Genomic DNA, 26,328 nt, shown 5'->3' with positions numbered 1-26,328 from the left:
CCATATCACGTAAGACAGAGACTAGCCATCGCGTTTTTTTAACAACAAATTGCGCTTTTTTAAGAACATTCCCTAGTCCGTCTAGCGTTCGAATAGGTTATCGCACAGCCATCGCTTGAAGCTCCCTGTCCCATTCCTTGTCTGCTTCGGCCAGCGCTTCCTCCACCGTAAGCTTTCCGCTGATCAAGTCTTGCACCAAACGATAAAACCAGTCCCGGAATTGCGGCGGAATCGTATTCCTGCCCGTAAAATGGTTCAAATAATACGATTGGCCCGTAGCCGGATCATTCATGATCCGGATGACCTCCTTCATCTGCTCCGACACCGGGTATTGCACGTCGCTGCGGCTAACCGATATGCCGTTTACCGCCTGCAGATAATGGGAATATTCAGTATCGCTATAGAAGAAATGCAGAAACTGCTTGATAGCTTTCCTTTTGTCCGGATCGCTCTCCGCCCTCGCCGAGATGGACCAGCCGTTCGCATTCGGCGCGCCTCCGACGTTAACCCGACCTTCGGAATCGGGCAACGCGAAGAAGCCGAACGAAAACGAAGGATCGGCCGAGCGGATTTGATTGAACATCCACGGTCCCGAATAAAGCATGGCCGCTTGGCCGGATATGAGCGCCGATGCGGTCTGTCCGTCAGCCGTCGCAAGAAAGCCTTGCGCAACATAGCCATCATCCCATAGCGCCTTTAATTTCGTTATCGCCTGCAACGGCGCGGGATCCGTCCAGCTGACTTTTCCCGCATTGCGATCCGCATTCCAGTTCAGCTGCTGCATATAGATCTCGTCGATCAAAAACTTATTCACCCAAAAGCCCATATGCCATAAATCTTTGCCGCCGACGACGATCGGTTCTACGCCAAGCTCGCGAATTTTATCGCAATAAGCCAGAAATTCACCGTACGTCTTGGGCGGCACCGTCAATCCCGCCTGCCGAAACATCTCCTTGTTGTATATAATACCGACCGGCGCCGGAAGCTCAAGCGGCGCCGTATAGACACGCCCGTTTACTTCCGGCGTCTGCCGAAGCAAGCCTGTAATGTCTTCAGGAAGCTCCGCAAGCAAGCCGGCGTCTGCAAACAGCTGCGTATCGCGCATTTCCACCAGATCGGGGAATTCTCCGACTGCATCTTTCATTTTCAGAAACTCCGCATAGGTTCCCGACCATGATTCGCTGACTTCATGAATGACGATATTCGGATGCGATTTCTCGAAGTCGGCGATGACGGCCGCTATGCCCTGCTTATGCGCCAAGTCGCCGCCGGGATATACGACCGTAAACGATAGCAGATCCTGCTCGGACGCCGCCTTCTCCAGTGCCTGCCCTTCATTATTTGGACCTATGCCGCAACCGGACGCGACAAGCGTGAGCGCGATAACGAGCATGCAACAGATTCCGCGCATCTTTCACACCTCCTTGTCTTGCTTCGTTTCGGGTTAATTGCCTTTCAAGCTTTGCTTATACTCGAGTGGCAGCTTGCCATATTTCTTTTTGAACATATCGCTGAATTGACGCGCATTGTTGTAACCGACGAGCTCCGCTATTTCATAAACCATGAGGTCGCTTTGAACCAGCATTTTATGCGCATGCTTCATCCTCACTGAAGTCAAATATGGCTTGAAATTTTCCCCCGTATGCTTCTTGAAGAAGCTGCTGAAATAATACGGATTCATGTAAACGAGAGAAGCCATGGACTCCAGCGTAATGTTATCCGCGTATTTCTCGTCGATATAGGCCTTTACCTGAACAAGCTGCATCAGTTCTTTGTTGCCAAGCTTGTCTGCCGCCCGGCTATGCAGCTCTAGCGCATAAGACATGAAGTATTCGGATAATTCGTCAAACGTATGAAAACCGTTGAGCCGCTCCAGCAGCGTATGGTCATCGGCATCGGCTCGTTCAGACGTCGCGCCTAACTCCTTGAGCTGCCGCTCCAGCAATCTAAGGCTAGCGAATACGGCTGTAATTGCGGCGCTCCGATTGTTCTGCGCGAAGAGTCGCACCGTTTGAACCAATTCCCCCGCCGTATCCTTCGCTTCCTCTCCCGAAGGGTTGGCTAACGTAGCGGCCAGCTTCTGCTGCAGCTTCTCAATGTTCGTCTTTGCTTCAGCGTCTGCTTCGTGCCTACGGGCGCAGACGACCCGATTCATCCCTTCGAAGTACCTGGCCCGCAAAGCCGCCTCCGCCGATTCTGCGGAAAACACGGCTTCGGATAGCGATTCGGCAGTCATGCCGAGTCCGAAAGTAAAGCTGATTTTCAAATAGCCGTTGATTTGGCCGCGAAGCCCCTCGACTGCTTCAAGCGCTTCCTCCGGCAAATCATGCTGGAGGAAAATGCCATGCAGTTCGCCTTTGCGGAAATAGATGCTTGTTCCTGATTGCGTCACAGCCTCCGACAATACGTTGGCAATCGCAAAATCGATCAGCTTCCGCTCCTGCTCCTGCCAGCGGATCGAATTGTCTTGCACGTTTTTGTCCATATCGCCAAAACAGAAAGTCATATAACGGCTTCCCCGGATAATATTCAGACGATTCAGCTCCAATATTGCTCCCTTGTCGCCATCGGCCAGCCTCTCCAACAGCTCCTCGATCATGCGCTTCTGCTTCTGCGTCTCGAAACGGTTGGCCATTTCCTTCTCTCGCGTCCTTACGGACTGCTCGCTGATCAAGCGGACCACCTTCCGCATCACGTCTTCCAGCCGCTCCTTGTCGACGGGCTTGAGCAGATAGTCGACCGCTCCGTATTTGACCGCATCCTGAGCATAGGAAAACTCTTGATATGCGCTTATAAATACCATTTTGATATTGCGCCCGGAATCGTTGATCTCGCGGATAATATCGATGCCCGTCAGGCCCGGCATATTAATGTCGCTAATCACGACATCCGGATTGCTTGTCTCAAGCAATTCTCTCAGCTCTTCGCCATCATAGGCTTCGCCTACGATCTCGAAACCAAGGTCGCTCCAAGGCAACAATCTTCGCAAGCCTCTTAAGATAACCGGCTCATCGTCGGCAAATAGGACGCGAATTGGTTTCATAGTTTTGCTCCTTCCCTATGCAGAGGTATAAGCAAACGGACAGAGGTTCCGATATCCGGCTTGCTCTCGACGGATATCCCGTACGGCTCGCCGCACGCGTTCCTAAGCCTATCGTGCACGTTTTTCACGCCGATGCTCTTGCTGGGAGCCGTCTCGCTCTGTTCCAAGCGAAGCATTAACTGCGCAACCGCGCTCTCGCCCATACCGACTCCGTTGTCGAGTATCGTGACTGCCATGGCAACGTCATTCTCCCGTTCGACCGTAACCTGAATAGAACCTTTGTTGCCGCGCGGCCTTAGACCGTGCAGTACCGCATTTTCGACGATCGGTTGTATGGACAGCTTCAGAATGGAAGCTCTAAGCAGCTTCTCGTCCTTAACGTCCACCTGCAGCTCGATCCTTCCGTCGAAGCGAACCTCGATCAGATGGAAGTAATGCTTCAAATGCTTGAGTTCCCGCTCCAAGGAAACCCATTCTTCGCCATAGTCGATCACGTATTGCAGCTGATTGGACAGCGAATGGATCATATCGGCAACCTCGTCGTCGTCATTGGATACGGCGCTCATGCGGATCACTTCAAGCGTATTGTACAAATAATGCGGCCGGATCTGGCTTTTCAAGGCGTTAAGCTCCGTTTGCTTCCGCTTGATCTCGCTGACATAGGCGTCGTTAATAAACCATTGAAGCCGCTCGACCATCCGATTAAAGCCGTGCGTCAGCCTTCCGAGCTCATCTTTGCGTTTCACCTCTGGCCCCGGCTCCAAATGCCCCGATTCGACCTTCGCCATCAGCCGCATAATATCCAAAATCGGCCCCGTGAAGCGACGCGAGAACATGAATCCAAGGGTAAGCAGCGCGGCAAGGCAAACGGCAGAAACAGTAATCACTGTTGTGCGAATGGGAATAAGCGAAGCATATAGATCGGATTTGGAAACGAGACCGATCACCTGCCCCCCAATGAACGGTATAGGCTCGGCGAAAACCATCGTATTGCCGTCCCTTCGCGCGGCCGACTCGTCGAAGCGCTTGCCCAGCTTATCGCGCTGATTCGAGTACAGCGTATAGCCGTTCCCGTCAATGACGACCATCTGGTCGCGTTCGGCAAGATGAACTTGGCGAAACAAGCGGCTGAAGATATCCATATCGACGTCGAAGAAAAGCGTGCCGAGCAGCTTCACCTCCGGTCCGATATTGCCGGATGTATCGATCAGATTGCGGGCGAACGTCATGACCTGCTCCGTCCTGCCATAATAACTTTCCAAATGCGGCGGAAAGACAACAAGCTGCTTCGGATTCGCCGTTAACGTGTAGGTCCAGTTGACCGAAGGAAATGGAACATTCGTGTCCAGAACCTTGCTCTCGCGCGATTGATGAAATACGAAACCGTCGGAAGCCCTTACAAAAAAGGCGTTTTGAATATGCGTGTCGCTGTAAACGACCGATTTCAGGAAATCCTCGATCGGCGTCATGTTTATTTTTCCTTGCAGCTCAATCTCGTCACGCAGTGTCGTGCTTAACCGATCTCCCGCCCCTTCCGCGTTATAGTACATCGACTTGGATATTTCGTTATAGTTCGTTAAAATATCGTCCACATTATTGCTTAAATTAATGACCAATTGGCTGAAATTGTTTTCGGTATTGCGCTGCACCTGGCCCGTAAATTGATTGAGCGAAAGACCGCCCAGCACGAGCAGCGGAATCATTCCGACAACGAGAAAGGAAAGCGATACTTTGAAGAAAAGGCTGTGCCATATCTTTTTCCACTTTGACATGGGATTCCCTCCCGGTTGCGGCATACATAGTCTGTCCATTCTATCATAGCTCATTTGCACGAACGGGAATATGAGGTTTTTATAGAGCGGCATGAACATTTTTAAGCGATAGAGAGAAGGACGGATAGAAGAGCCTATCCGTCTCGGACAGGCTCTTCTACTATCTCTTCTATTATTATCGGTTACAGAAATCACTCATTCTACTTCCCGGCTGCCTCTTCTTCTCGCAAAATGCGTCCGTCTTTGTATTCCGTCAAATAAACGGTGGACTCGCCTTCGTTCATGCTTCGAACCGAGATGAGCTGCGTACGCCCGTCTTTCAGCTCAATGACGACCGTATGTTCATTGATTCCTCTCACGGAGGCAATCATACTTTCCGCTTCGTACGGCTCGATGACCGTGACATAGTTCGCTTGCTTGCCTTGCGTTCGTACGGCATATGTCATCCGTCTCTGCGCTTCGTCGCCCGGGAACGCGTCAACGCCGATTAGCCCGACGAAGCGCACGGCCCCTAAGCCGTCTAGATCGAGACTGATGACACCCTCCGCATCGTGATCGACAGGACTTGCCGGAATGGCATCCGGATACTCGTTGCCGACAATTGTTACCCGACCGCCTTCATAGTCCTTGCCGATTCCGAAGCCCGTGTCCACATTGTTATAGTTCAACGGAAGCTCGCTCAGGTTAATCTTCGAGCCATCAACCGTTTCAATATAAGCCTCACCCCAGAATATCCCCTGCTTGCTTCGGTAGGCATACTTTTGTTCCGTATACAACGTACCGTTCCTGACGCGGAGAACCAGCTTCCGCGCCCCTTCGATTGAAATATCGCATTTCCCTTCGCCCAGCAGCCAAGCTCCCATATCGCCCGAGGCTTTCGATTCTCCGTCAACCTCAACCCGGTACTTTAGCGGAATACAATAACCATGGTCTTCGGCGGCCCGTCCGACGATTTGGACGGACTTAGGCGGCCATGCCGTATGGACATCCATCTTGAGCATGCCAGGGGTATTGTGGAATGAGCGCGTTCCCCGCATATCCTCGCCTTCTCCGAATATCGTTTCAAAACGGGCCGTGCTTGGACCGGACACGTCGTACCAATGGCAGTCCGTCACAAATTGTCCGTCGGAAAGCGGATCCTCCGTCAACTGGCTCGTATGCTTTGCGTATTGCTCGTTCTCCGCCGTAAGTCCTTTAAAGCCCTTAATTTGCAGCAGGCTGTCAAACTGATGCTCCCGCTCGCCTTCCAGGTAGTCGAACAGCACGATGTAATCGTCGGTAACTCCCATGACTCTTCGCTGCGTAATCGGCTCCGTGAATCCGGACAACTCGCCATGCGGAGGGGCGTCCGGCACGTGAGGCAGCGAGGACGCATTCAGCTCGCAACGCTGCGCCAGCGACTCCTCCGGATCGTACATCATGCCCCCATAAGGCGGATAAGACCACCGGGATGCCGTTTCGATGCCCACCGCTTGAATCGCTTCGCCGCTGTATAACAAGAAGCGGTTGGAATCGCTCGGCACTTGCATCTTCCCGTCCACGATGACCATGTTTTTCGTAATCGAGTTTTGCACATAGAATTTATACATGAAATGCGCATAGCCCCACCACACATGCTCCGGATTGTAGAAGCTTCGTCCATATCTCATAACGGATAATAAGCCCGTCCGATCGAAGTGACCGTGCGCATAGCCATGCGAACCGTAGCGGACGACCGCTTGGATCTGCTCGCTCTGCTCCCTGCCTTCGGCTTGGCTTCTGAGCATCGCAATGCCGATGTTATCGGCGTATGCGTTGCTCTTCGTGTATGTTGCCTCGTGCTCGGGCAGCACCCCGTGACCGAATATCGGATCGGGACGATCGTTCTGATTGATAACCGGAATGTAATCCGGGTCCTTGTAGTATGTATACGCCAGATCGAAGGTCGAACCGAAATGAACGCCCTCCAGCTTTTTCTCATCCGAATCGCTGATGCCGAACAGCACGCCTCGATAATCGAGGAACGGAATCGTCGCATCGAACAAGTCTTTGATGCGGACGTAGTTTTTAAGGCTGCCGCCCCATTTTTTATTGTACATGCCGAACTTGACTTTGATTTCCTCGCCGTTATAGGTACTGTTCACTTCGTCGTTGAATGGGATCGGGAAGTGCTCATGAACGATATTAATGCCGAAAGGCAGCAGTGCGTGAGCCGTATGGATATACATGGACGATACCCAGGTATTATAGCCGACGGAGCATTCATGCCACCAGCCGTCATTGAACAAGCCATAGCGCAGATGCTCGATCATGCCGGCCGAGCCGTATACGAACCGGAGCGCACGTTCAATATCTTCAATGGCCAAAGCGCAGTAGAACGCCCCGGCTATCTCGGACAGCAGCCAATTCGAAATATGGCCCTGCTGCAGATGATAATCGAGAATATCCATATAAATGCGGAACGTCTTCTCCACGGCAAGATGATCTTCGGGTGTAAGTACGCCGGAGCTGTGGATGATATCGTACGGGATGGCAAGGTGCTGGAAAAAATGTCCCTCCTGGACATAGCTTTGGCTGCAACCTTTCTTTTTCCTTGGATAGCCGGTCTCGTCGTCCGTGAAGAAACGCAGAAACGATGCGACCTTCTCCGCGTATTTGATTTCCCTCGTAAGCGCATAAGCATAGGCTGCCGACATGATGTTATGTTCTTCCTTTGTGTCATAGCAATAGTCTCTTTCGTCTATCGGTAAGGGGGGCTTTACCTCCCACGCGTCCGCGCACGCAATGATCTCGTCGAATCCGGGCTTGAATTTCGGATAGCTGTCAATTTTAGCCTTGGTCTCTTTCCATTGCTGCTCGTTGTGGTAGATGTACGGATGAGCCAATCGTTTTAATGTCTTTAATTTCACCTGCACGGCGCTTCCGCCGTCGCCGTTTGCAATAAACCGCAAAACTGTCTCTTCATGCCCTCCTGCTACCATAGCCGAATGAACCTTAACAGCTGCGGTTACCGCTTGGCAAGCATCTCTCTCGAGGACGAAACTGGACGGGGTAACCTCTGCGATTAACGATTCCCAGCCTTTGAACAGCTGCTTCACCGATATATGCTGCTTCCTTTCCGTGCAGTTATAGATGCTCATAGCATACGTAACGGTCTCACCGGCTTCGCCCGACTTGCCTGCTATGTCAATAGCAGCGTAAATACTCTCGCCGCGTACCAGTGTTGCGGATATCAATTCCGCCTTCCCCTGCAATTCGAAAGCTTGCAGGAAACGCCAAATATTACTTTTCGCTTCCTCGATTTCAAACTCCGACAGCTTAACGGTAATTTCATGTTTTCCTAAGCCAGCAACATAAACGGAAGCCGAGACGCTACGTCCATCGGCGAAGCTAGCGTTAACCATCAGCTTCGTTTCCTCATCATAAGCACGAATGGCAAGCTTCAGCCCAAACCATCCCATGGCATCGAGTGCCTTATCATTCCCTCGTTCAAACCCAATTGGATACCAACCGACAGCGTTGGCAGGAGCTGGATACGAAAGCTTTAGCGGCAGTTGTAGATCATAACCGTACTCGACGCACTCCCCCGTTATTCCCCATTCTTCCAAAAGATTTACCCGTACTAACATTGTCTCACCTCGAATATTGTGTTTTGCACAATAAGTGTTGCTTTCACATTCACCATAACACTGCTGGTTTTCGACTAGAATGGGGTTTTTATAGAAAGAAATGAAGTTATTTAAGAGAGTAAAGCTATTATACTCATCAAAAAAAGAGACGCCGCACCTGTGCGACGTCATCTCATCATTTAAATCGATTATTTGGATATTCGAATATCACCGTTTATGTGCCACTTTACGAAATGCCACTCCTTGCCAAGCGTTATTTCAGGCGCATCCTTGCGGTCAGCAAAATTTTTGATCCCGTTGTATTGATTCGGGCTAGTCAGATGGCGATCACCCTCATAATGGCGATGCGGACCATAGCTGTTGTAGGTGCTTGGTACGACCTTCGCTGTCACGCGATGAACGCCGGCCTTAAGCCCTTCTGAAAGCTCTGCGCTGTAATCCGGCCCCCAAACCCAGCCTATTTCCGTATCGTCGACGAACAATTGGACAGCGTCGCCTGCAACGCCAGTCAGCTTCACCGTCGCGTAAGGCAGATCATGTTCCAACTCGATTATTTTGGTCGCGCTCACGGGTAAGAAGCAGAACGGCAAGCCTTCCTCGATAAGATCGACTCCTTGCAGCGGTTTCGCGGCAGCTATTATGAATGGCCCTTGCGTAGCCGTCTGTCTGTTATCCTTGGAAGTGTAGTCCGACTTGCTGAGTACATGGAACCGACCTTGCAGAAAGATGACGTAATTCTGCTCCAAATCAGCTAATGGCTCGATCTCGATCAGTTGGTTGCCGTTATACCCAGCGCTCCATGCCGCTTCTGGAATGCGGTATTCGTATCGCCCGCCGATCTCGGCACTAGCGAGCATGCTGCCGTTCAAGCGAACCGATCGAACCTCATCCAGCATGACGAGTTGTAGCCCGTGCCGCACCTGCCCGTTCTCCAGAACGAAAGTCCCGGTCAGCGTGCCCGTATCCGTTGCCTTGAACACCTCAATTAATAGTTGATTCATCTCAGGCTGTTCCACTTCCCACGCTGACTGGACAAGAGCTAGCTCCGTGACTGAGTCGTCTATCAAGCTCTCCAATGTGCTGCCGTCCAGGTCCAGTAGCTGAGCAAGATCCTGCTCGCCGAATACCTCGACCCCTGCCTCGCGCATACGCACATCGAAGCTTGGTGCATCTTCTCCGCCCGTATGCCATAAACAGCCGTTAGGCAACAGCACCTTTGCGTATTCACGTTGGCCGATCCGCACTTTACCTTGCTCCATAACGGCTGTTTCCTCCAGAACGCGTTCTTCCGTCAGCTCGTAATGGATGCCTGCGGCATAGAACCGCTCGATTAATTCAATGAATCGATTGCTGATCGATCCGCTAACCGAATCAGGCACGCCTGAGCCGTCATGCTCGTTAATGACCATCGCATCGAACGGTATGAATGAGCCCATAACGCCGCGTGTCGGTGTCACAATGAGCAGTTCAGGCTTGCCTTCTCTTAGATCCGGCAGCATCGCGGCCGAATCCTTTATTTTGCCGATAATCGAAGGAAACGCGTCCTTCCATGTCAGATGGCAAGGAATCGAAGGCGGCCAATCATGCATCGCCTGCATCTTCAGCTTGTATTGGTTAAGATGCATGACGAACTGATCAACGCCATGGCTTGCCAGCCACAGTACATAATTCGTAAACGATTCAGGCGATGCCCCCCATCCTGCCCCACCCATCGCTTCAACAAGAGTGCTCTCTCTTCCTTGTTGGACGGAGACGGAATGGACCATTCGCGGGTAATAGTTGTTGCCTGGATAACGTTCCAGCGCATCCAGCGCAGGTACCGATACGTCCTGCAGCACTTGGAAGCCCGATCCGCTATAACTCAGCTGGAAGAAAGGATTCTCTTCCGCCTTGAGATGTGCGGTAAATAGCTTGCCATTCGCGGCGCACCAGTCGGCGATCGGCTTATAAAAGCCCTCTCTGATCGCATCGGTCAGCATCTCCCAATATCTCGTCCGAATCAACGAGGCCTCTGCTCCCTCTTCGAACAGGAGCGGAAGCTGGGGATACAGAGGTTCCCCATAACGCTCTTCGTATTGCTTCGGGAATCGATCGCTCCACGGTAATCCACCGTTTTGAAACGTAATCCCATGTCCATCCAAAAAAGCGACCTCGTCGCTGAAAAAGCCCGTTACATAATCAAACGCCTTAGGCTCAAGTCCCTTCCGATATGCGTCATGCGTGAGCTCGATGAAGATCGCGGTCGCCTCAGGGTCCAACGATGAGACGGCTGGCTTTGATTGTAAGCTTACGCTGCCTTGCGTTCCCGCGCCTTCGGAAGCTTCATCCTTCCGCCACTCCAACCACTGGCAGACAAGATGGGGGTTACGGGTAATGACTTGCCCGCTGGCTGTCCCTGACGGCCAGCCGTTCTCATCGTATATCCAGAACGACATCCCGATCTGCTTCGCGTAGAGAATAACCTCGGATACGATGTCTAAATATTCCTTGCTCATATATACCGGAATTCCCGGATAAAACCGAGGGTGGAAGATGACGCCCTCCAACCCTGCTGCCTGCAGTTCATCCAGCTGCGCCTTAAGCGACACCGTCTCAAGCTTATCGTTGATTGCCCATAGGCTTAAAAAATTCAATTGTTTTTTGCCCATTTTCCGTATCCACCATCCGTTTCAAACCTATCGTTCACCTGCGGTAAATTTGTTGTTATCTGGTTAAATCAAGCTCTAATACTTTGCTTTGAATGACTACCTGTAAGCGTCCATTTTGTTGCATCGATACTTCAAGGCGACTCTCATCTGTCCGCTTCGGGTATAGTAGAACCGTAAATCCATCCTTCGCATCAGCCGTTGCTCTTACATAATCCATCATGCAAGTATCCCCTCTGTCGAAGAACGGTGTTGAGCGGCCTTTGTCAACCTGCATGGATTTCACCGGGCTAAGAAATATCGTCTCCAGATCAACATCGTAAATACCGCTCGTGTACACACGGTTTCGCTCTATTACGGATTGCTTGGCTGCGACTGGAAGATTAAACAACAATTCCCCTTCAAATCCCTCTACCTTATCCTCGATCAGATAAAGATCATAACGCTTGTAATACCGGACATGGCGGATATGCATGCCTTCTCCTTCCGGATTAGCGATCTCAATCGTGATGTGCTCGACATCCTGACCAATGCTTGAATCGAGAACACGGCTCGTCCGGGGAACATCGACCCAGCCCCGTTCCAAACTGTACGTCCCCGCTGAAAGATTAATCGCACCATCGCCGCTCTTTTCCACATGCGTACGCTTCGTTGCGAATTGCATGCAAGCATGGGAATAGGAGCTTATATGCCAGCTAGTACTGCTGTCGAAGTACCCTTCGATCCCCGAATCCATTACAAGCGGTAGTGAATCCTTGTACAGAATGAAGGAGCCTTGATCCATATGGCCATGACCAATGGGCTCCGGACTCGACATCATGGCAAAATAGCTCTGCCGCTCTGGGTCCACATGGTTTCGGAATATATAAATACCAGCATGAACAAGGTCATTAATAGACCCCAGCTGAAGCGGATACTCCGGTACATAGGAATCGCCTTTACCAAGCAAATTGTCAAGGGCAATACCTTCACCCCATAATTTCTTGAACGGTTTGCCTGCCAACCGCCATGTATGGTACATCCGATCGGCCAGTTCTTTATCCACCTGTTCAATATCACCTATATAGGTACCGAAGCTTCCGAACTCCGAGCCGCCGTTCAGCGCATGATCACCAAATGGCGGCGTGCCGATTCGGTCATCGAAATACCGGTAGGCCGGTGTTTGCGTCCGCAGGCTGAAGCCGAACATGCTGGCAAGCGGCGTCTCTTCAAACCAATTTTCCCCCAACATATGCGCCGTCACCTTCGCATAACCGGCGAAACGTTCAAGCGCGGCATGATGATAACGGATGGACTCCGGCCATGACGAATCCGGATTTACGGTTTGTACCAACTGAGCATGAAGTACGGCATGCGCGTTATAGAGCCATGTTTTCCGATTCGGAAAATCATCCAGCACCAGCATCATATACGCCGTACCCGCGCACATATCAGTCTGCCAGTTGCCGCTTCCATATTGCGCCGTATAAGGAGACAGCTCCGTGCGATCCCGCAAATCAATCATGTACCGCAGCAGATATTCCACCATCGCGTACATACGATTTTTTTCATCACTATTGAACACGCCCGCTTCCTTAATCATGGAGTAAGCAACGGCGGCGCTGCAGAGCAACCGTCCCCCCTGAACCGCACCATATGAATCGCTCCCCTGCGGTCTTTCATTGGTAACCAGCCAATGCTCGGCGCCTTGGCAGAAATCGTTCAACGTATAGAGAAGAGCATGCTTTGCCTTCAATGCGTATTCCCTATCTTCGGTAAACGCGTATTGAATCGCATCGCATTGCATGGTCAGCTGAAAGCATCCATTCGCGAGAGTTGATTTACGATTGAACAAGTATTCAAATCGCTCCAGCTCTATGCCCTGCTCATCCTTGAAGATAATAACCGTCTTCAGACCCTGCTTCAGCTTGCCGTCAATCTTTGCGGCGAATGTGAGGGTATATCCAGTTCCCCCTTGAATGGAGAACTCGCCATCATATACCCATGCCGCTTCATCCTCCCTCGTTGGATTGCAAAGATAGAGGGAATGGAAGGCTGTATTTTCTTTATAAGTAAAATCCGCTTGCGAAGATGGATTAGCCGTATCCTGGCCCGCCCGACTTCCTCCTCCGCAGTAGGGATAACGAACCTCCCATTGCATGATAGGGCTGCCTTTCCGGGCTTGCGGCTTCCAATATTCCGGCACATCTTCTCCCTCGTCAAACCCATTGTTGCGAAGGTCCAGGCTTCCGCCGCTAGCGGACAAAATATTTACATTATCGATCCACACATGGCCAAGTCCGTCCTGCTCGTTTTCTACCGATGAGAGAATAAAGGCAAGTTCCGCTGTAACGGCTTTCTCAGGCGCAATGAAATTGACAATCTTATCGGTCGAGCTCCAAACGTAAAAATGCTTATTGATCTCTTTATAGTCGTTTTCTTCTTGCATAATAAGCTCGGATGCCTTCTCGATATATGCCAGGCTGTAACTGTCTGCGATACGTTTAATCTGTTCGGCCTGTGCCTTAATGAGAGGATCAAGTTCGGCATTTTCCTTCACCTTGAGCAGCTGCTCCTTTGTGAGATAAAGAGAGGATTCCATATCGACATCCGATCGCAGTACCTTAGAGTAGCGCAGCTCTCTTATTCGGTTAAAGCAATGTACGATTGCTTTTGCCAACAGATCTTTATCGTACTGCTGGCCAGCGGATGCCTGTTTCACCTGCTGAATAGCCCGAATCAAAGCTTCACCGGCGGCAGCATCGTATTGTCCGATCCCGGTTCCAATATTCGCATCAGCAAGCAACGATTTTGCTTTTTCGACTGCAAAACCGACTTTTTCAGCGAGCGTATACTCCTCCTCTCTGCGCATATCCTGCTGTTCAAACCACGCCAAGGCCGGCTCGAGACCGTACGATTGGTAGATATGTGCTCCCGGATTATAAGAAGGGACCATAGTGAATCTTTTTTTGGCAAAACGAATAGCCCCCTCAGCTGATGGAGCCATAAATTCTCGGTTTCGGACAAACGGAACCTGTTCGTGTCCTTGCAATGTCAGTTCCGCCGCGTTCACCAGATCCGCGAGGGCAAGCTTTGCCCCATCCGTATAATAATCGCCTTCCGATTGAAGCAGATGAAGGGCTTTATCGACCAATTTTTCCAGCTGCTTTCTCGGATTTTCTTGCGTCATCTTGTTCGCCTCCACTTTTGTATCTCTACACCACAAGGGTATCACGGTGCTGCAGACAAGCAAATGCAGTTAATTGATGAATATGTACGGTTTTTTAAGATGTTTTTAGGCGTGTTTTTCTTTATAGCCAAATAAATATGGCATGCTTAAAAAAGCCCCCTCTACTGAACTTCCAGTGAGGGAGCTTTTAATCATTTACTTAAGGTGCGACTAAAGTGGTCACCTGAGCGTATTCGAGGCGATCCGGCGCCATTCTAAGTTCAATTATTATAATCCTTTGTTTCTGCATAAATTGCCATGACAAGCTCCGTTGCCGTTGAAGCTGACTCTCCCGTAATGAACGGCTGTCGATCTTCTTCGATGGCATGCAGGAAGTCCGTTAGCAGAAGCTCCATTAATATCGATTGTCCGCCTGACTCAGGGTTCGTTACGTTCGCTATAGCCGCTTCAAGTTCGGGGACGCTGCAAGAAATGATGCCATTGTAGTCAACGACCACCGTTCCTTTCGTCCCGGTCACTTCAATGCTCTCTTTGCTTAAGCCTACGCAAGCGGTCGAAGCGGTTATCATGCCGACCGCACCATTACGATATTTCAGGACAGCATAACCATGGTCCTCGGTCTCGATATTATCATGCAATATGCGGAAACAAGCAGCATTCAGCACCTTATCGTATCCGCCGCATAACCATAACGCTAGATCGATAATGTGACTCCCTTGCTGGATGAACGGACCGCCGCCGTCCATTGCCTTCGTTCCATGCCAGGAATCGTAATAGGCAGCGGAACGGAAGTGCTTAATCGTCACGTCTACAACGGTGATTCGACCGAGCTGCCCTTCATCCATCGCCCCTCTCAGCCACTGCATATGCGGAGTGAAGCGGCGCATATACGACACGGACAACTTAACGCCATGGTCGTGGCAAGCTTTAATCATTTCCGCTTGATGCTTAGGATCGATAGCCAGCGGTTTCTCGCATAGAATGTGCAAACCTGCTGCCGCAGCTGCCATAACGCCTTCGTAATGGGCACCGTTCGGACTACAGACGAGCGCCGCCGTCGCTTGTGCCCGTGACGCTACCTCACCGATGTCCGTTCCACATACAGCAATCCCATGTTCGTCCGCGAACGCCTGCACTTTCGCATGATTGCGCCCGACGACACCACACACCTCTGCACTCTGCATGCCAGCAATGATTCTGGCATAGGATCTGGCTATGCCGCCATGTCCAATCAGTACGAAACGATGCTGCGCCAAACTGCTCGCCTCCGTTATCTGTTTGACTTGTAGTATTTCTTCACGACCTCATAGGCTAGCTTCGGACGACGATATACGTCCACTACTCCTTTGATATTTTGCGTCGTAACACGCCATAACGGACCTTTCTGCTCCTCGGTAACGCGGCAATCGCAGAACTGCCATACATACATCCCGGATACAAAGTCGCGTTCCGTGTATGCTTTTAGATTTTCTTCGATGATATCGGCTTGTCTCTCTTCTGTCCCCTTCACGCGGGTTGGCATACGATAACCATAGACGGCATCGCCGCCGAATTCGCTCATAATCATCGGCTTGCCAAGTCCGCCAGCGGCGTCCGCCCAGCCTCTGGCCGTATCGCACAACTCGCCTGCATCCTCCGGTCCGTACCAGCCCGGATAGAGATTGAAAGAGACGATGTCCGCCAGATCGAAGCAAATCTCCTTCTCGCGATGATGAGAGGCAAAGGTTAGCGTACGGCTTCCGTCGAGTCCACGAATCTGTTCGAGCTGCCGCTTATAGTGGATGCGCCCTTCCTCAGACCAGCTTGCGCATTCATTCAAGATCGCCCAAATAATGATTGAAGGATGATTGATATGCTGCTCGACCATCTCGCGATTAACATCCTCGCACTGCTGAATGAAGTTCGGATTGCGCATCTGTTCCAGACTTAGTCCGCGTGCATGATTCTCCTCCCATACATAGAAGCCCCATTCGTCGCACAGATCAAGAAACAGCTCGTCATTGGGATAATGGCTCGTACGTACGCTGTTGCAGCCCATATCCTTCATAAGGTCAAGATCGATTGCCATCAGCGATAACGGGAACGAAGCACCAACAACCCCATGATCCTCGTGGCGGTTAAAGCCTTTCAGAACGATATCTTGGCCGTTAACTTGGATCTTGCCCCCAAACGTCGTTACCTCACGGAATCCTACACGCTCGATCAGGTCATCAATGACTTGGCCATTGATTACGTCGATTGCCTGTATCTCTACCTCATATAATTGAGGGTTCTCATTGCTCCATGGCTTTGCTTCAGGAAAATCAAAGTTTCCCTCGACGATTCGTCGCTCCCCCGCCGTCAGACGAACCGAGCCAAGGTCGAAGCTGCAACCTACCGCGCTGCCGCGAAGCGAAACTTCTTGCTCTTCCTGGGATACATTTCGGACGATGACCCGTACAGCCGCACCCCAGACTCCATCCGATAGCTTCGGAATAAATTCCAGACGTTCAATAAATAACGCATTCAGCTCCTCATATCCTGCAGGCCGGATCAAGCCGCCATAGGTATAATAATCATTATGCAAATGCAGAGAAGATCCCTCGTGGAACCCGTTGTCGACCTGAACCTCCAGTACATGCTCGCCCTGCTCGACATCCTGGACAATCGCGTCGAACGCGGTGTAGGCATTATAGTGATGCGCGATGTGCTTTCCGTTGAAATACACATCCGCTGTATGGCTTACGCCTTTGAAGACGAAACGGAGCGATTTTTTCTCGTGCGTACGGATCGTTTTGCGATAGACGCCCCTCCCTCGGTACGTTGCCAGCTCGGGATTCGTCTCCCAACAGCCGGGTACAGGAAGACGAAACTTAACATCGACTTCTTCGATCCCCGCTTCATTTATACGCGCAAACTCCCAAGTTCCTGCTAAAGACTTGGTCTTCCGTATTCTGTTTGTCTCGAACAATCTCATCATTTATGATGACCTCCAACCGTGGAATGGTAGTTCAATAGGGTTCAACTAAAAGCAAGCTACTCTTTGATGGCTCCAATCATAACGCCTTGCACGAAGTACTTCTGCAGGAACGGGTACAAGAATAGAATCGGCACCGTCGCAATAACAATGGTAGCGTACTTAATCGTCTCGCCAATCGCCATCTGGTCACCCGTACCTACGCCAACAGACATCGCATTCGTATCATTGCTAATTAGAATTTCCCTTAAAATAACTTGGAGAGGAAACAACTCTCTAGACTGCAGGAAGATCGTTGCATAGAACCACGAGTTCCAGTGCGATACGCCATAGAATAGCAACATAACAGCTACGACTGGCATCGATAGCGGCAGCACCACTTTGAACAATATCGTCCAGTCGCCGGCGCCGTCGATCCTCGCCGATTCCTCCAAACTTTCGGGCACGGCCTGAAAAGCCGTACGCATAATGATGAGATTAAAGGCGCTAATGGCAGACGGCAAAATAATAGCCATCCTCGTATCTAGTAAATGCAGATTTTGCATCAAAAGATAGAGTGGAACCAAACCGCCTTCGAAGAACATCGTAAAAACAATCATGAACATGACTGGATTTTTCAACATCAAGTTCTTACGAGATAAAGCATATGCTCCCAGCGACGTCAGCAAAATGTTCATCAGCGTACCTGCCGAAACGTACAATAACGTGTTGCCGAACGACCTCACGATATTCGGATTTTTGAACACCATCTGATAGGCGTCCCAATTAAAGCCATGCGGATAAAGAACGAGACCTCGATTCTGTACCACGTATTGGGGGTCGCTGAGCGACGAGAATAGGACATAAATGAGCGGATATAATGTCACGAGGGACATGACGATCATGAAGATCGTGTTCACACCGTCAAACCCTCTCTCGCCTAATGAACGTTTAATGAGCATATCTGTCCCTCCTTACCATAGTTTTGTCTCTCCAAGCTTCTTCGCTACCATATTGGCCACGATCAGCAAAACGAAGCTGATAGCCGCATTGAATAGGCCGACGGCAGCGCTATAGCTGAAGTTCGCCTCAAGAATGCCCTTGCGATACACGTAAGTCTGAATGACGTCCGCGGTTTCGTAGATGACTGGATTGTACATCAGAATGATTTTCTCGAAACCTACCGTCATGAATTTCCCGATGAACAGAATCAGCATAATCGTGACGGTTGGCATAATGCCTGGAAGCGTAACATGCCACATCTGACGAAAGCGGTTCGCACCGTCCATTCGGGCCGCCTCGTACAAGGTCGGATTGACGCCGCTTATCGCGGCTAGGTAAACAATGGAGCTCCAGCCGATATTTTGCCAGATCTCCGAACCGATATAGACCGTCCGAAACCAAGCTGCCGTGCGCATGAACGGAATCGATTCCATGCCGAACCAAGCCAGTATATTATTAATTAGTCCATCACGGGCCAGAAAATCGAACAGCATGCCTACGATAACCACTAGCGAAATGAAATGCGGCATATAGGAAATCGTCTGCACGGCTCTGCGAAGCTTGCTGCTTCTTAGCTCGTTAAGCAGCAGGGCGAATATAATGCCCATCGGGAAAAAAAAGATAAGACTATATAGACTGAGCAGCAAGGTGTTGCCCAGAATTCTTCCGAAGTATACGCTGCCGAAGAAGTCCTCAAAATGCTTAAAGCCTGCCCATGGGCTTCCGAGAAATCCCTTTACGGGGTTAAAATCTTTGAATGCGATCTGCAATCCGTACATCGGCCCATAATGGAAAATGATATAATAGGCGACGACGGGCAACAGCATCACATAAACCATTCGGTTTCTTCGCAAATCCGTAATTAGCCTACCAAAATATGATGCCATGCCATACAATCCTCCTCTCCGTAACTCAACCAAGGCATGAAGGCCGGAATCGATCGGCTCGAGTTCCGGCCTCCAACCTGCGGATTATCGGCTCTTATAACGGTCAAGCGCCGCTTGCTGAATGGTGATGGCTTCTTCGACGCCGAAGCTCTTCAAGTTGCTGGCGTATTGATCGAAGTTATCGAGCGGTTCTACGCCCATGATAAACTTGATGATCATTTCATCGGAATACGTATTAATGTCGTTCATGATAGACGCAAGCTTGCTGCTCTCATCCGTCGACAGCGTCATGAGCGGCAGTTGCAGTTCGTTCTTCGCCTTCGACCACGTATCAAGCGAATCCAATTGCTCCTGGTACTTCATCTGTTGCAGGAAGGATTCCACATCCTGCACGAACGGACCGCCGTACTGCGTCCGCATGAATTGGGCTTGCGCCTGCTTGAACGTCAGCTTATCCGGATTATTCTTGATCACGTCCGTGTAAACCGGTTTGCCGTCCACCAGTTCATAGCTTTCGCCTTCAATACCGAAGTTGAATAGATTATGTCCTTGCTCTCCGTAAGCAAGATCGAGCCATTTGATGATTTGCTCCGGATTTTTGGCAGCCGTTGTAATCGCAGCGGAATGCTCCCCCGGATAGGTCGGACTGATCATGCCGGCAGCCGGTACATCTCCCTTAATCAGCGTCGGATGCGGCAGCGCCATCATTTTAAAGCCAGGTACGCTATCCTTCATCAGATCGGTGAACTTGCCGATCGTACCGCTAGAATATCCGTAGAGCACACCAAGCTCGTTATTCGATGTCTTCGCATCTTTCAGCTTGCCGTCAACAGCGGCAAAATCTTTATCGATCAGTCCTTCTTTATACCACCGGTTCATGACCGTCAGAAACTCCTTGTACTCCGGCTGCAACTCGCCGTACTGTACTTTACCGTCCTTTTGATAGAACTTCGATAGAATGCCCCATGCTCCGATCATCGAATTCAGCAGCTCGTTTCGCACCGCTCCGACTTCGAGCAGGAAAGGAATTTCATCTTTCTTGCCGTTGCCATTCGGATCCTTATCACGGAAAGCAGTTAACACGTTCTCCCACTCTTCGATGGTTGTCGGCGGCTCCATTCCAACCTTGTCCAACCAGTCCTTGCGAACGACTGGTCCATAGTACACTTTAATTCGCTCATCGCTACGAATGAATGGAAACGCGTAGATATCGCCTTTATCGGTCTTGATCATATTCGCGATATCGGGATTCTCGTCCAAAAACTTCTTAAAGTTCGGCGCATGCGTCTCGATGAGATCATTGAGACGAATAATCGTACCATCATCGATTGCGTTCTGAGGTCCTCTAGGAACCGCCAACCAGCTCGTCTGAATGACGTCCGGCAAATTACGGGAAGCGATCATCAAGTTGAATTGCTCTTGCATCTGCGTTCCGCCGCCGCTTGGATGCTTGAAGTCCACCTTCGTACCGGTGATTTTCTCCAATTCTTTGTAAGCTGCATTCTCGTTGAAGTTGGTCATCGTCACAGCCGCATCTCCGTCTAATTCAACCCAATACGAGAAAGATGCCGGGAATTCACTGCTGTTTGCCGCATTCTCTTTGCCCGAGTCCGTGCTCTTAGGTGCATTGTTCGTATTGCCTGCATTGTTGTTCCCTGAACAGCCCGCGATCAAGGTTGCCGTCATGATGACGACAAGCAGCCAAACCGTCCCCTTCTTACGATTCATCGTGTTCAATAGATAAACCTCCCTATGATTTGATGGTCGAAATCGATTGTTTTTGGCTGATGTCGATTCCTTGTTGCCAATGTATCGCGTTCTGTTCCGAGGTGAAATCATAAGGATTCAAGATTCGTTACCTCTGTTTAAGCATGGCCATTGCCTATGTTAAAGATGGATTAATCCTGCTTAAGATTCCGTTGCTGATCCCTGTATTTCCCCGGCGTAATGCCTTCAATTTTTTTAAATACCCTCGTCAGAACAATGTTGCTTGCATACCCGACTTGCAGTGCAATCTCTTGGACAGTGAGGTCCTCGGCGAGTAGCCTCTTCGTATGATGGATTCGCGTACGTGTGATGTAATCGGTCATATTCTCACCGCTATGCTTTTTGAAGAAAGCCGATATATAGATCGGGCTTAAATTCATTTGCTCCGCAAGCATGGTCAGCCCCAGACTGTTGTCATGATAGTGCTCGTCAATGAATGTCACAAGCTTCTGATACAGCAGCTCGCTATGATCCGTTCGATCCTCTTGCATGGCAAAACAAATCTTCTTATACATCTCTTTAATTCGTGCAAACATCTGCTCGGCTGTTGCGGACTCCGACATCCACTTCGCCGGATCGTTCTCTCCCGGGAACATCGTCTCGCCATCTTGCCGTCCTGCCTCAATCAGCTTCAGCAAAGTGCTATGCAGGTCCAAGAAGAACCAACGCCCCATAGCAGGCGATATACGCCCTTGGCCAAAATTTTTATAATAAAGGCTATCCAGCAACCTCTCCGTATTGCCCCAATCCCCGTTTTTTGCATAGTTGGTAAGCTGCACCTCCAGATCGGTCGGAAAACGGTACGTCCCGCTGTCTACGATTCTTTCCTTCTCATATCGAATAATCGCTTCTGATCCTTCCAGTAGTTTGTAACTAAGCGCGATCATAGCCTCGTCGTAGCATTCAACGATCCTCTCAAGCCCTTGATGGCAGGTGCTAACGCCCGCCGTAATCCGGGTCTTAAAGCGTTCCCTCATCATAGTCATCAGACTCGTCAGGAAGCCGTTCATTTGAGCTGCCGCTTCTTCGGAGTCATTCTCCGTATTCATGAGCACCACGATTCGATTCTTCGCAACCTCGAACGCATAACCGCTTCCATCTAAAATCTCATGGCTGACATTAAGAAGAATGAACGTAAGCAGCATCCATTCACGCTCCGTATCCTCCTTCATGAAGGCTGAACCTTTCTCGATATCGAGCACAATGACCGCGAACCACGAATAAGCCAATCGAACATCGAGCATCTCCATATCTTCACTCGTCATCGACTGGAAATCGACTTGTCCGTGAATCAAACGAGTCAGGAAGCTTGTTCGCATAATCGGCATTTGTGAAGTCAACTTCTTCTGGAGCTCATGTTCCTTGCCGAATAAAGACTTCATCGTATCGCTTATGAGAATCAGTTCATTTCGATGTCTGCCATCCGTATCCGCTCTTCCCCGGACGATCATACTTACCAAATCCTTGATCGGCGAATAATGCTTGCGGGTAAGATAGATGCAGAGTAATACGCCAAATACTAAACAGGCCAGCACAGTTAATAAACTCCACCTTTTCACGGTATTAACCTGCTCAAGCACCACTTTCTTAGGAAAAACAGACAGGAACGTCCAGCCGTTCTCGGAGGACGTCACGTACGAAACATAATGCTCTTCGCCACCCGCCGCGTAAAGGAACTGACCCCGATCTCCGTTCAGCGAACCTCGATAAGCATCTAGCTGCCCGCCTTCCTCCGGTCCGATCAAAATCTCCTTGTCGCGATTTAGAATATATAATGTCCCATTATGAAGTCCTTCGACTTCCTTTAATAAGTCCCGTATTTCATTCTCGTTAATTAACACGACTAGACTACCGCTAGCCTTGTTCATCTCTCCGAAGGGGAGCGACTGCACGTAAGTAATAAACGACTGCCCCTTCGAACTCCCGCCATCCAGCACGGATCGCTTGTACGATTTGTAATGATTCCCGAGCAGCCATTCATTCTTATATTCGTCCAAGCTCATATCGCGATCATTGTATATATAGTTGAAGAAAGTGGTCGAATCCGTTTTCATCGTAGGCGTAAGAATCGTATCGGTGTTGCCAAAGTACACATATAAATCTTCAACAAAAGTGTTGTAGGCGGAAAATCTCGTCAGTTCGTCCATGAATTCAATAAACTCGTATTGGTCGCGAGGAGAGTCCGACGTATCCCCCTTCTCGAGCAATAGCCGCAGCTTAGGATGAAAGGCAATCTGCCGCATAATATAATCGACTTCCTGCGTTCGCCCGTTCGCCACATGCTTCACTTGTTCTAGCATCGCGGAATTCGAACGGTATGCATTGTCTACCATGATCTGCTCGATCCTCACATAGACGATGCTGCCGATCAAAACCGGAATCATGAACACGAATAGAAAAGACAACAGCAGCTTAAAGAAGACGCTTCGCCCTCGATGACTGCTTTCGCCCGTTGACCCTTTCGGTAACTTACTCATGAGTAATTCATCTCCTGTGCAATAATGAATACAGCTAATTATAACCTACTCGATCAGGTCGGATTTATCGATTATCCTTTGTTAATATGGATTTGCTGTATTCAAGATTCGACCAAGACAATGCAAAGAACCCAACTGCATAAATACAGCTAGGCCCCATTGTTTACTGATAATAGTTCAATATAAAGCTCCTATCATTACTGCTAACGAATCTTTAAGGCAATATCTTTAACGGTCTCATCATTTCATTATCCTCATGTTCAAGCATATGGCAATGCCATACGTAACCAGGTCCAAGACTAGGATCGAATGGAAAGGGACGGCCATTCTGGGACGTAAACCGAACTCTTATCGTCGTTACTTCTCCAGGATGCATTTGTATCGTATCCTTCCAGCCTTTCTCACTCGGTGGAGGCGCAATAGGCTGACCTTGCAAATATGGATCTATCGGCGGTGTCTTGGGCTGAACAAAATAAGGCGGGGTGCCCGGCGCTGTCGTTTGATTTAATGTCTGCCAGTCACTTAGATAATCGTCAGATCGGAATTTCTGTCGGCTAACGAGCAGAAACTGAATGAGATGAAGATGAATCGGATGCGCGTCAGGGGTAAGGTTCGCTACTTGCCAATCTTCTGTTGTTCCTGCACGCGGCATCTCCGAAACAGGGTTTCTCCACAGTTGGCCATCTAACGTAACTTTCAGAGGACCATTTGGCCCTTCCTGTTCGAATAAGGTCAATGTTCTTGTTATTGTTGGCTTTAATTGCGGAATGTTGTTCAGAACAGGAGGCAATTGGGGGGACGGCAAGACGGTATCATTTATGACGGTAAATTGCATAATTTGACCAACGGTGTCCGGGTCTGCCGTCGTACCATCTGGGAAAGGGGCATTTGCGTCATTCCTTAGTATAACGGTCGTACCAGGGACTAGAGATGAGAAATCGATAAGGATATCCGCTCTTTCTGCCGGTGCAATCATCAGTGATGAAAGCTCTGCTGGCTGAGGCAAATAACCTCCGTCGCTGCCGATTTGAATAAATGTCTGTTGATTGGAAAGCTGTAAATGATAAAACCGAGCGTTCGATCCATTCAGAACTCGAAAACGATATCGTTGAGGCTTGACATCAAGGTTCGGCCACACCTTTCCATTTACCATTATCGTATTTCCGAAAAACTCTGGCGGCACATAAGGATGAATGCTGGGATTAGCACCAGTAGAATCATAGTAAAGAGAACCATCCGCATGAAAGGACCGGTCCTGAATGATGAGTGACATCTCATTTTCTCTGTTGGGGAGAAATGGAGCAATGGGGTCATCGAGTTCGCGGATCACATATAACCCTGAAAGTCCCGCGTAATTATTCAAACGTGTTATTCCCATCGTATGATCATGATACCAAAGGGTTGTAGTCTGTTGTATATTGGGGAAGATGTAGTTATTCGTTGTGAATGCTGGACCTGTCTTTCCATCTGCCGTCCACCAAGCATCAGGATAGCCGTCGTAATAAGATAGATTCTCTCCGCCGTGCAAATGAGGGACAATCGGTACCGTTTTTTGTGCTTGGGGAAATCCTGGTGGAAAAGATGGAAAAGGTGGTAGTGGAACTGGCACAGCATTTGGATTTGCCCAATCGAGTGTAGGATCTACCGGTAGAAAATGGGGGCCTACTATGTTATTTATCCAATGAACATGCGTAGGAGTTCCACGAATGGCTTCAAATGTCGGGCCAGGAGCACTTCTATAGTAAACAGCTCTTCCTGTATGTGGCTCCTGTACCATACCACCATAACCAAATACTTTCGTTGTACCGAAACCAGACGGTAAGATTTGCTGTTTGAACTCACTAGCAACAATATTATAGGAATGTCCGATCACTTGACCAGTCGCAGGTTGTCTAAGAACAGAAGGCATATATACCGGGGTATGTCCGAGTTGATTTATGTATTTAGGAATCTTTTTTGGATCTAAAGATTGAACCATATTCATCCTCTCCTCATACGTCATGTATATGAAGGAAAACAGCCTTTCACGCCTTAGAAATACCACCTACATTAGTTGGTCTCTATTGGGCAAACCCATCAACCAAGGTGCTCCCTTTTGACAAAGCCCATCGATTTGTCATATTCCCTTCAATGATATTAACAATCCATGGCAGGGGCCAGATCTTCTGCAGCCCAGATTAAGTTCTTCGGCAAGTGCCTTGATATATTTGCCGACAGGTATACTAGAAGATCTCCACTCTAGGGACGCTTCTTGGGGAGAGCTAGGAGCATAAGTCCCGTTCGCTACGAGCCAGTTCACATGAGAAAGTAGAAGGATGTAGACCTAGCTCATGTTGGTCTCTCCTGAACAAAATGGTAAGTTGCATTTTACACGTAGCCTGCATGGGAATTTTTGTTTTCTTGGTGTCGCACTTCATAAATTGCCATAAGAAAAGACGCCACCTCCGCTGGGTGGCGTCTCACTATCACTTCTTCGCCTTATAAAACTCATGATAAAGCTTCATCAAAGCCCTCATCTCGATACGCGACACATAACTCCGCGAGATGCCAAGCTCCTTCGCAATCTCCCGCTGTGTCCGCTCGTCGCCGCCGTGGATAAGGCCGAAGCGGCCGATGACAACTTCTTTTTCCCGATCATCCAATATATCGAGGTTTTTGTATATTTTCGATTTCTCGATCTTGAGCTGCACTTTATCGGCCACATCGTCGGCTTCCGTGCCGAGGATGTCGATGAGCGTAATTTCGTTGCCTTCCTTGTCCGTACCGATTGGATCGTGGAGCGACACGTCCTTGCGCGTCTTCTTTAGACTGCGAAGGTGCATAAGTATTTCGTTCTCGATACAACGTGCCGCGAACGTCGACAGCTTCGTGCCTTTGCCGGTCTGGAAGCTCTCGATCGCCTTGATGAGACCAATCGTGCCGATCGAGATCAGGTCCTCGAGATCCTCGCCCGTGTTATCGAATTTTTTGACATTGTGAACACAACCCGATGTAGTTTTTAATAAAAAATAACCGATTACCAT

Annotated in this window: 14 protein-coding genes; all 14 read right to left on the bottom strand. The window is 49.6% G+C overall.

Annotated elements, in window-relative coordinates; all coding sequences use genetic code 11:
* Window positions 1-97: 97 nt before the first annotated feature.
* The gene (locus AC0YN0_RS03405) at window positions 98-1,411 is read right to left on the bottom strand and encodes an ABC transporter substrate-binding protein (RefSeq protein ID WP_475819997.1); all 1,314 of its coding nucleotides are present in this window, start codon (window positions 1,409-1,411) and stop codon (window positions 98-100) included.
* Window positions 1,412-1,444: 33 nt separating this feature from the next.
* Window positions 1,445-3,043, bottom strand: coding sequence for a response regulator transcription factor (locus AC0YN0_RS03400; RefSeq protein WP_475819996.1), 1,599 nt, complete (start codon window positions 3,041-3,043; stop codon window positions 1,445-1,447).
* Window positions 3,040-4,815 carry a cache domain-containing sensor histidine kinase gene (locus AC0YN0_RS03395; RefSeq protein ID WP_475819995.1) on the bottom strand — a complete coding sequence of 592 codons (1,776 nt, stop codon included), beginning with the start codon at window positions 4,813-4,815 and terminating at the stop codon, window positions 3,040-3,042. The genes AC0YN0_RS03400 and AC0YN0_RS03395 overlap by 4 nt, the downstream gene beginning before the upstream one ends.
* A 200-nt stretch (window positions 4,816-5,015) precedes the next feature.
* A complete protein-coding gene (locus AC0YN0_RS03390) occupies window positions 5,016-8,423 on the bottom strand; it encodes a hypothetical protein (protein WP_475819994.1) in 3,408 nt (1,135 codons plus the stop codon).
* A gap of 188 nt (window positions 8,424-8,611) precedes the next feature.
* The gene (locus AC0YN0_RS03385) at window positions 8,612-11,071 is read right to left on the bottom strand and encodes a hypothetical protein (RefSeq protein ID WP_475819993.1); all 2,460 of its coding nucleotides are present in this window, start codon (window positions 11,069-11,071) and stop codon (window positions 8,612-8,614) included.
* Window positions 11,072-11,126: 55 nt separating this feature from the next.
* Window positions 11,127-14,237, bottom strand: coding sequence for a heparinase II/III domain-containing protein (locus tag AC0YN0_RS03380; protein WP_475819992.1), 3,111 nt, complete (start codon window positions 14,235-14,237; stop codon window positions 11,127-11,129).
* 260 nt (window positions 14,238-14,497) lie between these two features.
* On the bottom strand, window positions 14,498-15,493 hold the full coding sequence (locus AC0YN0_RS03375; RefSeq protein WP_475819991.1) for a Gfo/Idh/MocA family protein: 996 nt from the start codon (window positions 15,491-15,493) through the stop codon (window positions 14,498-14,500).
* Between the two features lie 14 nt (window positions 15,494-15,507).
* Window positions 15,508-17,196: a glycoside hydrolase family 2 protein gene (locus AC0YN0_RS03370; protein WP_475819990.1), complete on the bottom strand. Its 1,689-nt coding sequence runs from the start codon at window positions 17,194-17,196 to the stop codon at window positions 15,508-15,510.
* Between the two features lie 56 nt (window positions 17,197-17,252).
* Window positions 17,253-18,134 carry a carbohydrate ABC transporter permease gene (locus tag AC0YN0_RS03365; protein WP_475819989.1) on the bottom strand — a complete coding sequence of 294 codons (882 nt, stop codon included), beginning with the start codon at window positions 18,132-18,134 and terminating at the stop codon, window positions 17,253-17,255.
* Window positions 18,135-18,146: 12 nt separating this feature from the next.
* Complete coding sequence (locus tag AC0YN0_RS03360) at window positions 18,147-19,061, bottom strand: ABC transporter permease (RefSeq protein ID WP_475819988.1); 915 nt, start codon at window positions 19,059-19,061, stop codon at window positions 18,147-18,149.
* 84 nt (window positions 19,062-19,145) lie between these two features.
* Window positions 19,146-20,789: a type 2 periplasmic-binding domain-containing protein gene (locus AC0YN0_RS03355; RefSeq protein ID WP_475820885.1), complete on the bottom strand. Its 1,644-nt coding sequence runs from the start codon at window positions 20,787-20,789 to the stop codon at window positions 19,146-19,148.
* Between the two features lie 170 nt (window positions 20,790-20,959).
* Entirely contained in the window at window positions 20,960-23,305 is a 2,346-nt protein-coding gene (locus AC0YN0_RS03350) for a helix-turn-helix domain-containing protein (protein ID WP_475819987.1), read from the bottom strand.
* A 214-nt stretch (window positions 23,306-23,519) separates the two neighbouring features.
* Entirely contained in the window at window positions 23,520-25,283 is a 1,764-nt protein-coding gene (locus AC0YN0_RS03345; RefSeq protein WP_475819986.1) for a multicopper oxidase family protein, read from the bottom strand.
* 487 nt (window positions 25,284-25,770) lie between these two features.
* Window positions 25,771-26,328 (bottom strand): RNA polymerase sporulation sigma factor SigK, encoded by a 558-nt coding sequence (gene sigK, locus AC0YN0_RS03340; RefSeq protein WP_475820884.1) that lies wholly within the window; start codon window positions 26,326-26,328, stop codon window positions 25,771-25,773.

Source organism: Paenibacillus sp. J22P218 (genome assembly GCF_056269195.1).
This window is presented reverse-complemented; position numbering and strand designations above follow the sequence as displayed.

Bases quoted from the DNA above. Each gene is read 5' to 3' on its own strand.
- AC0YN0_RS03370 (WP_475819990.1), bottom strand. From the start codon at position 17,196: ATGATGAGATTGTTCGAGACAAACAGAATACGGAAGACCAAGTCTTTA.
- AC0YN0_RS03390 (WP_475819994.1), bottom strand. From the start codon at position 8,423: ATGTTAGTACGGGTAAATCTTTTGGAAGAATGGGGAATAACGGGGGAG.
- AC0YN0_RS03405 (WP_475819997.1), bottom strand. From the start codon at position 1,411: ATGCGCGGAATCTGTTGCATGCTCGTTATCGCGCTCACGCTTGTCGCG.
- AC0YN0_RS03385 (WP_475819993.1), bottom strand. From the start codon at position 11,071: ATGGGCAAAAAACAATTGAATTTTTTAAGCCTATGGGCAATCAACGAT.
- AC0YN0_RS03365 (WP_475819989.1), bottom strand. From the start codon at position 18,134: ATGCTCATTAAACGTTCATTAGGCGAGAGAGGGTTTGACGGTGTGAAC.
- AC0YN0_RS03345 (WP_475819986.1), bottom strand. From the start codon at position 25,283: ATGGTTCAATCTTTAGATCCAAAAAAGATTCCTAAATACATAAATCAA.
- AC0YN0_RS03400 (WP_475819996.1), bottom strand. From the start codon at position 3,043: ATGAAACCAATTCGCGTCCTATTTGCCGACGATGAGCCGGTTATCTTA.
- AC0YN0_RS03380 (WP_475819992.1), bottom strand. From the start codon at position 14,237: ATGACGCAAGAAAATCCGAGAAAGCAGCTGGAAAAATTGGTCGATAAA.
- AC0YN0_RS03355 (WP_475820885.1), bottom strand. From the start codon at position 20,789: ATGAATCGTAAGAAGGGGACGGTTTGGCTGCTTGTCGTCATCATGACG.
- AC0YN0_RS03360 (WP_475819988.1), bottom strand. From the start codon at position 19,061: ATGGCATCATATTTTGGTAGGCTAATTACGGATTTGCGAAGAAACCGA.
- AC0YN0_RS03350 (WP_475819987.1), bottom strand. From the start codon at position 23,305: ATGAGTAAGTTACCGAAAGGGTCAACGGGCGAAAGCAGTCATCGAGGG.
- AC0YN0_RS03395 (WP_475819995.1), bottom strand. From the start codon at position 4,815: ATGTCAAAGTGGAAAAAGATATGGCACAGCCTTTTCTTCAAAGTATCG.
- sigK (WP_475820884.1), bottom strand. From the start codon at position 26,328: ATGGTAATCGGTTATTTTTTATTAAAAACTACATCGGGTTGTGTTCAC.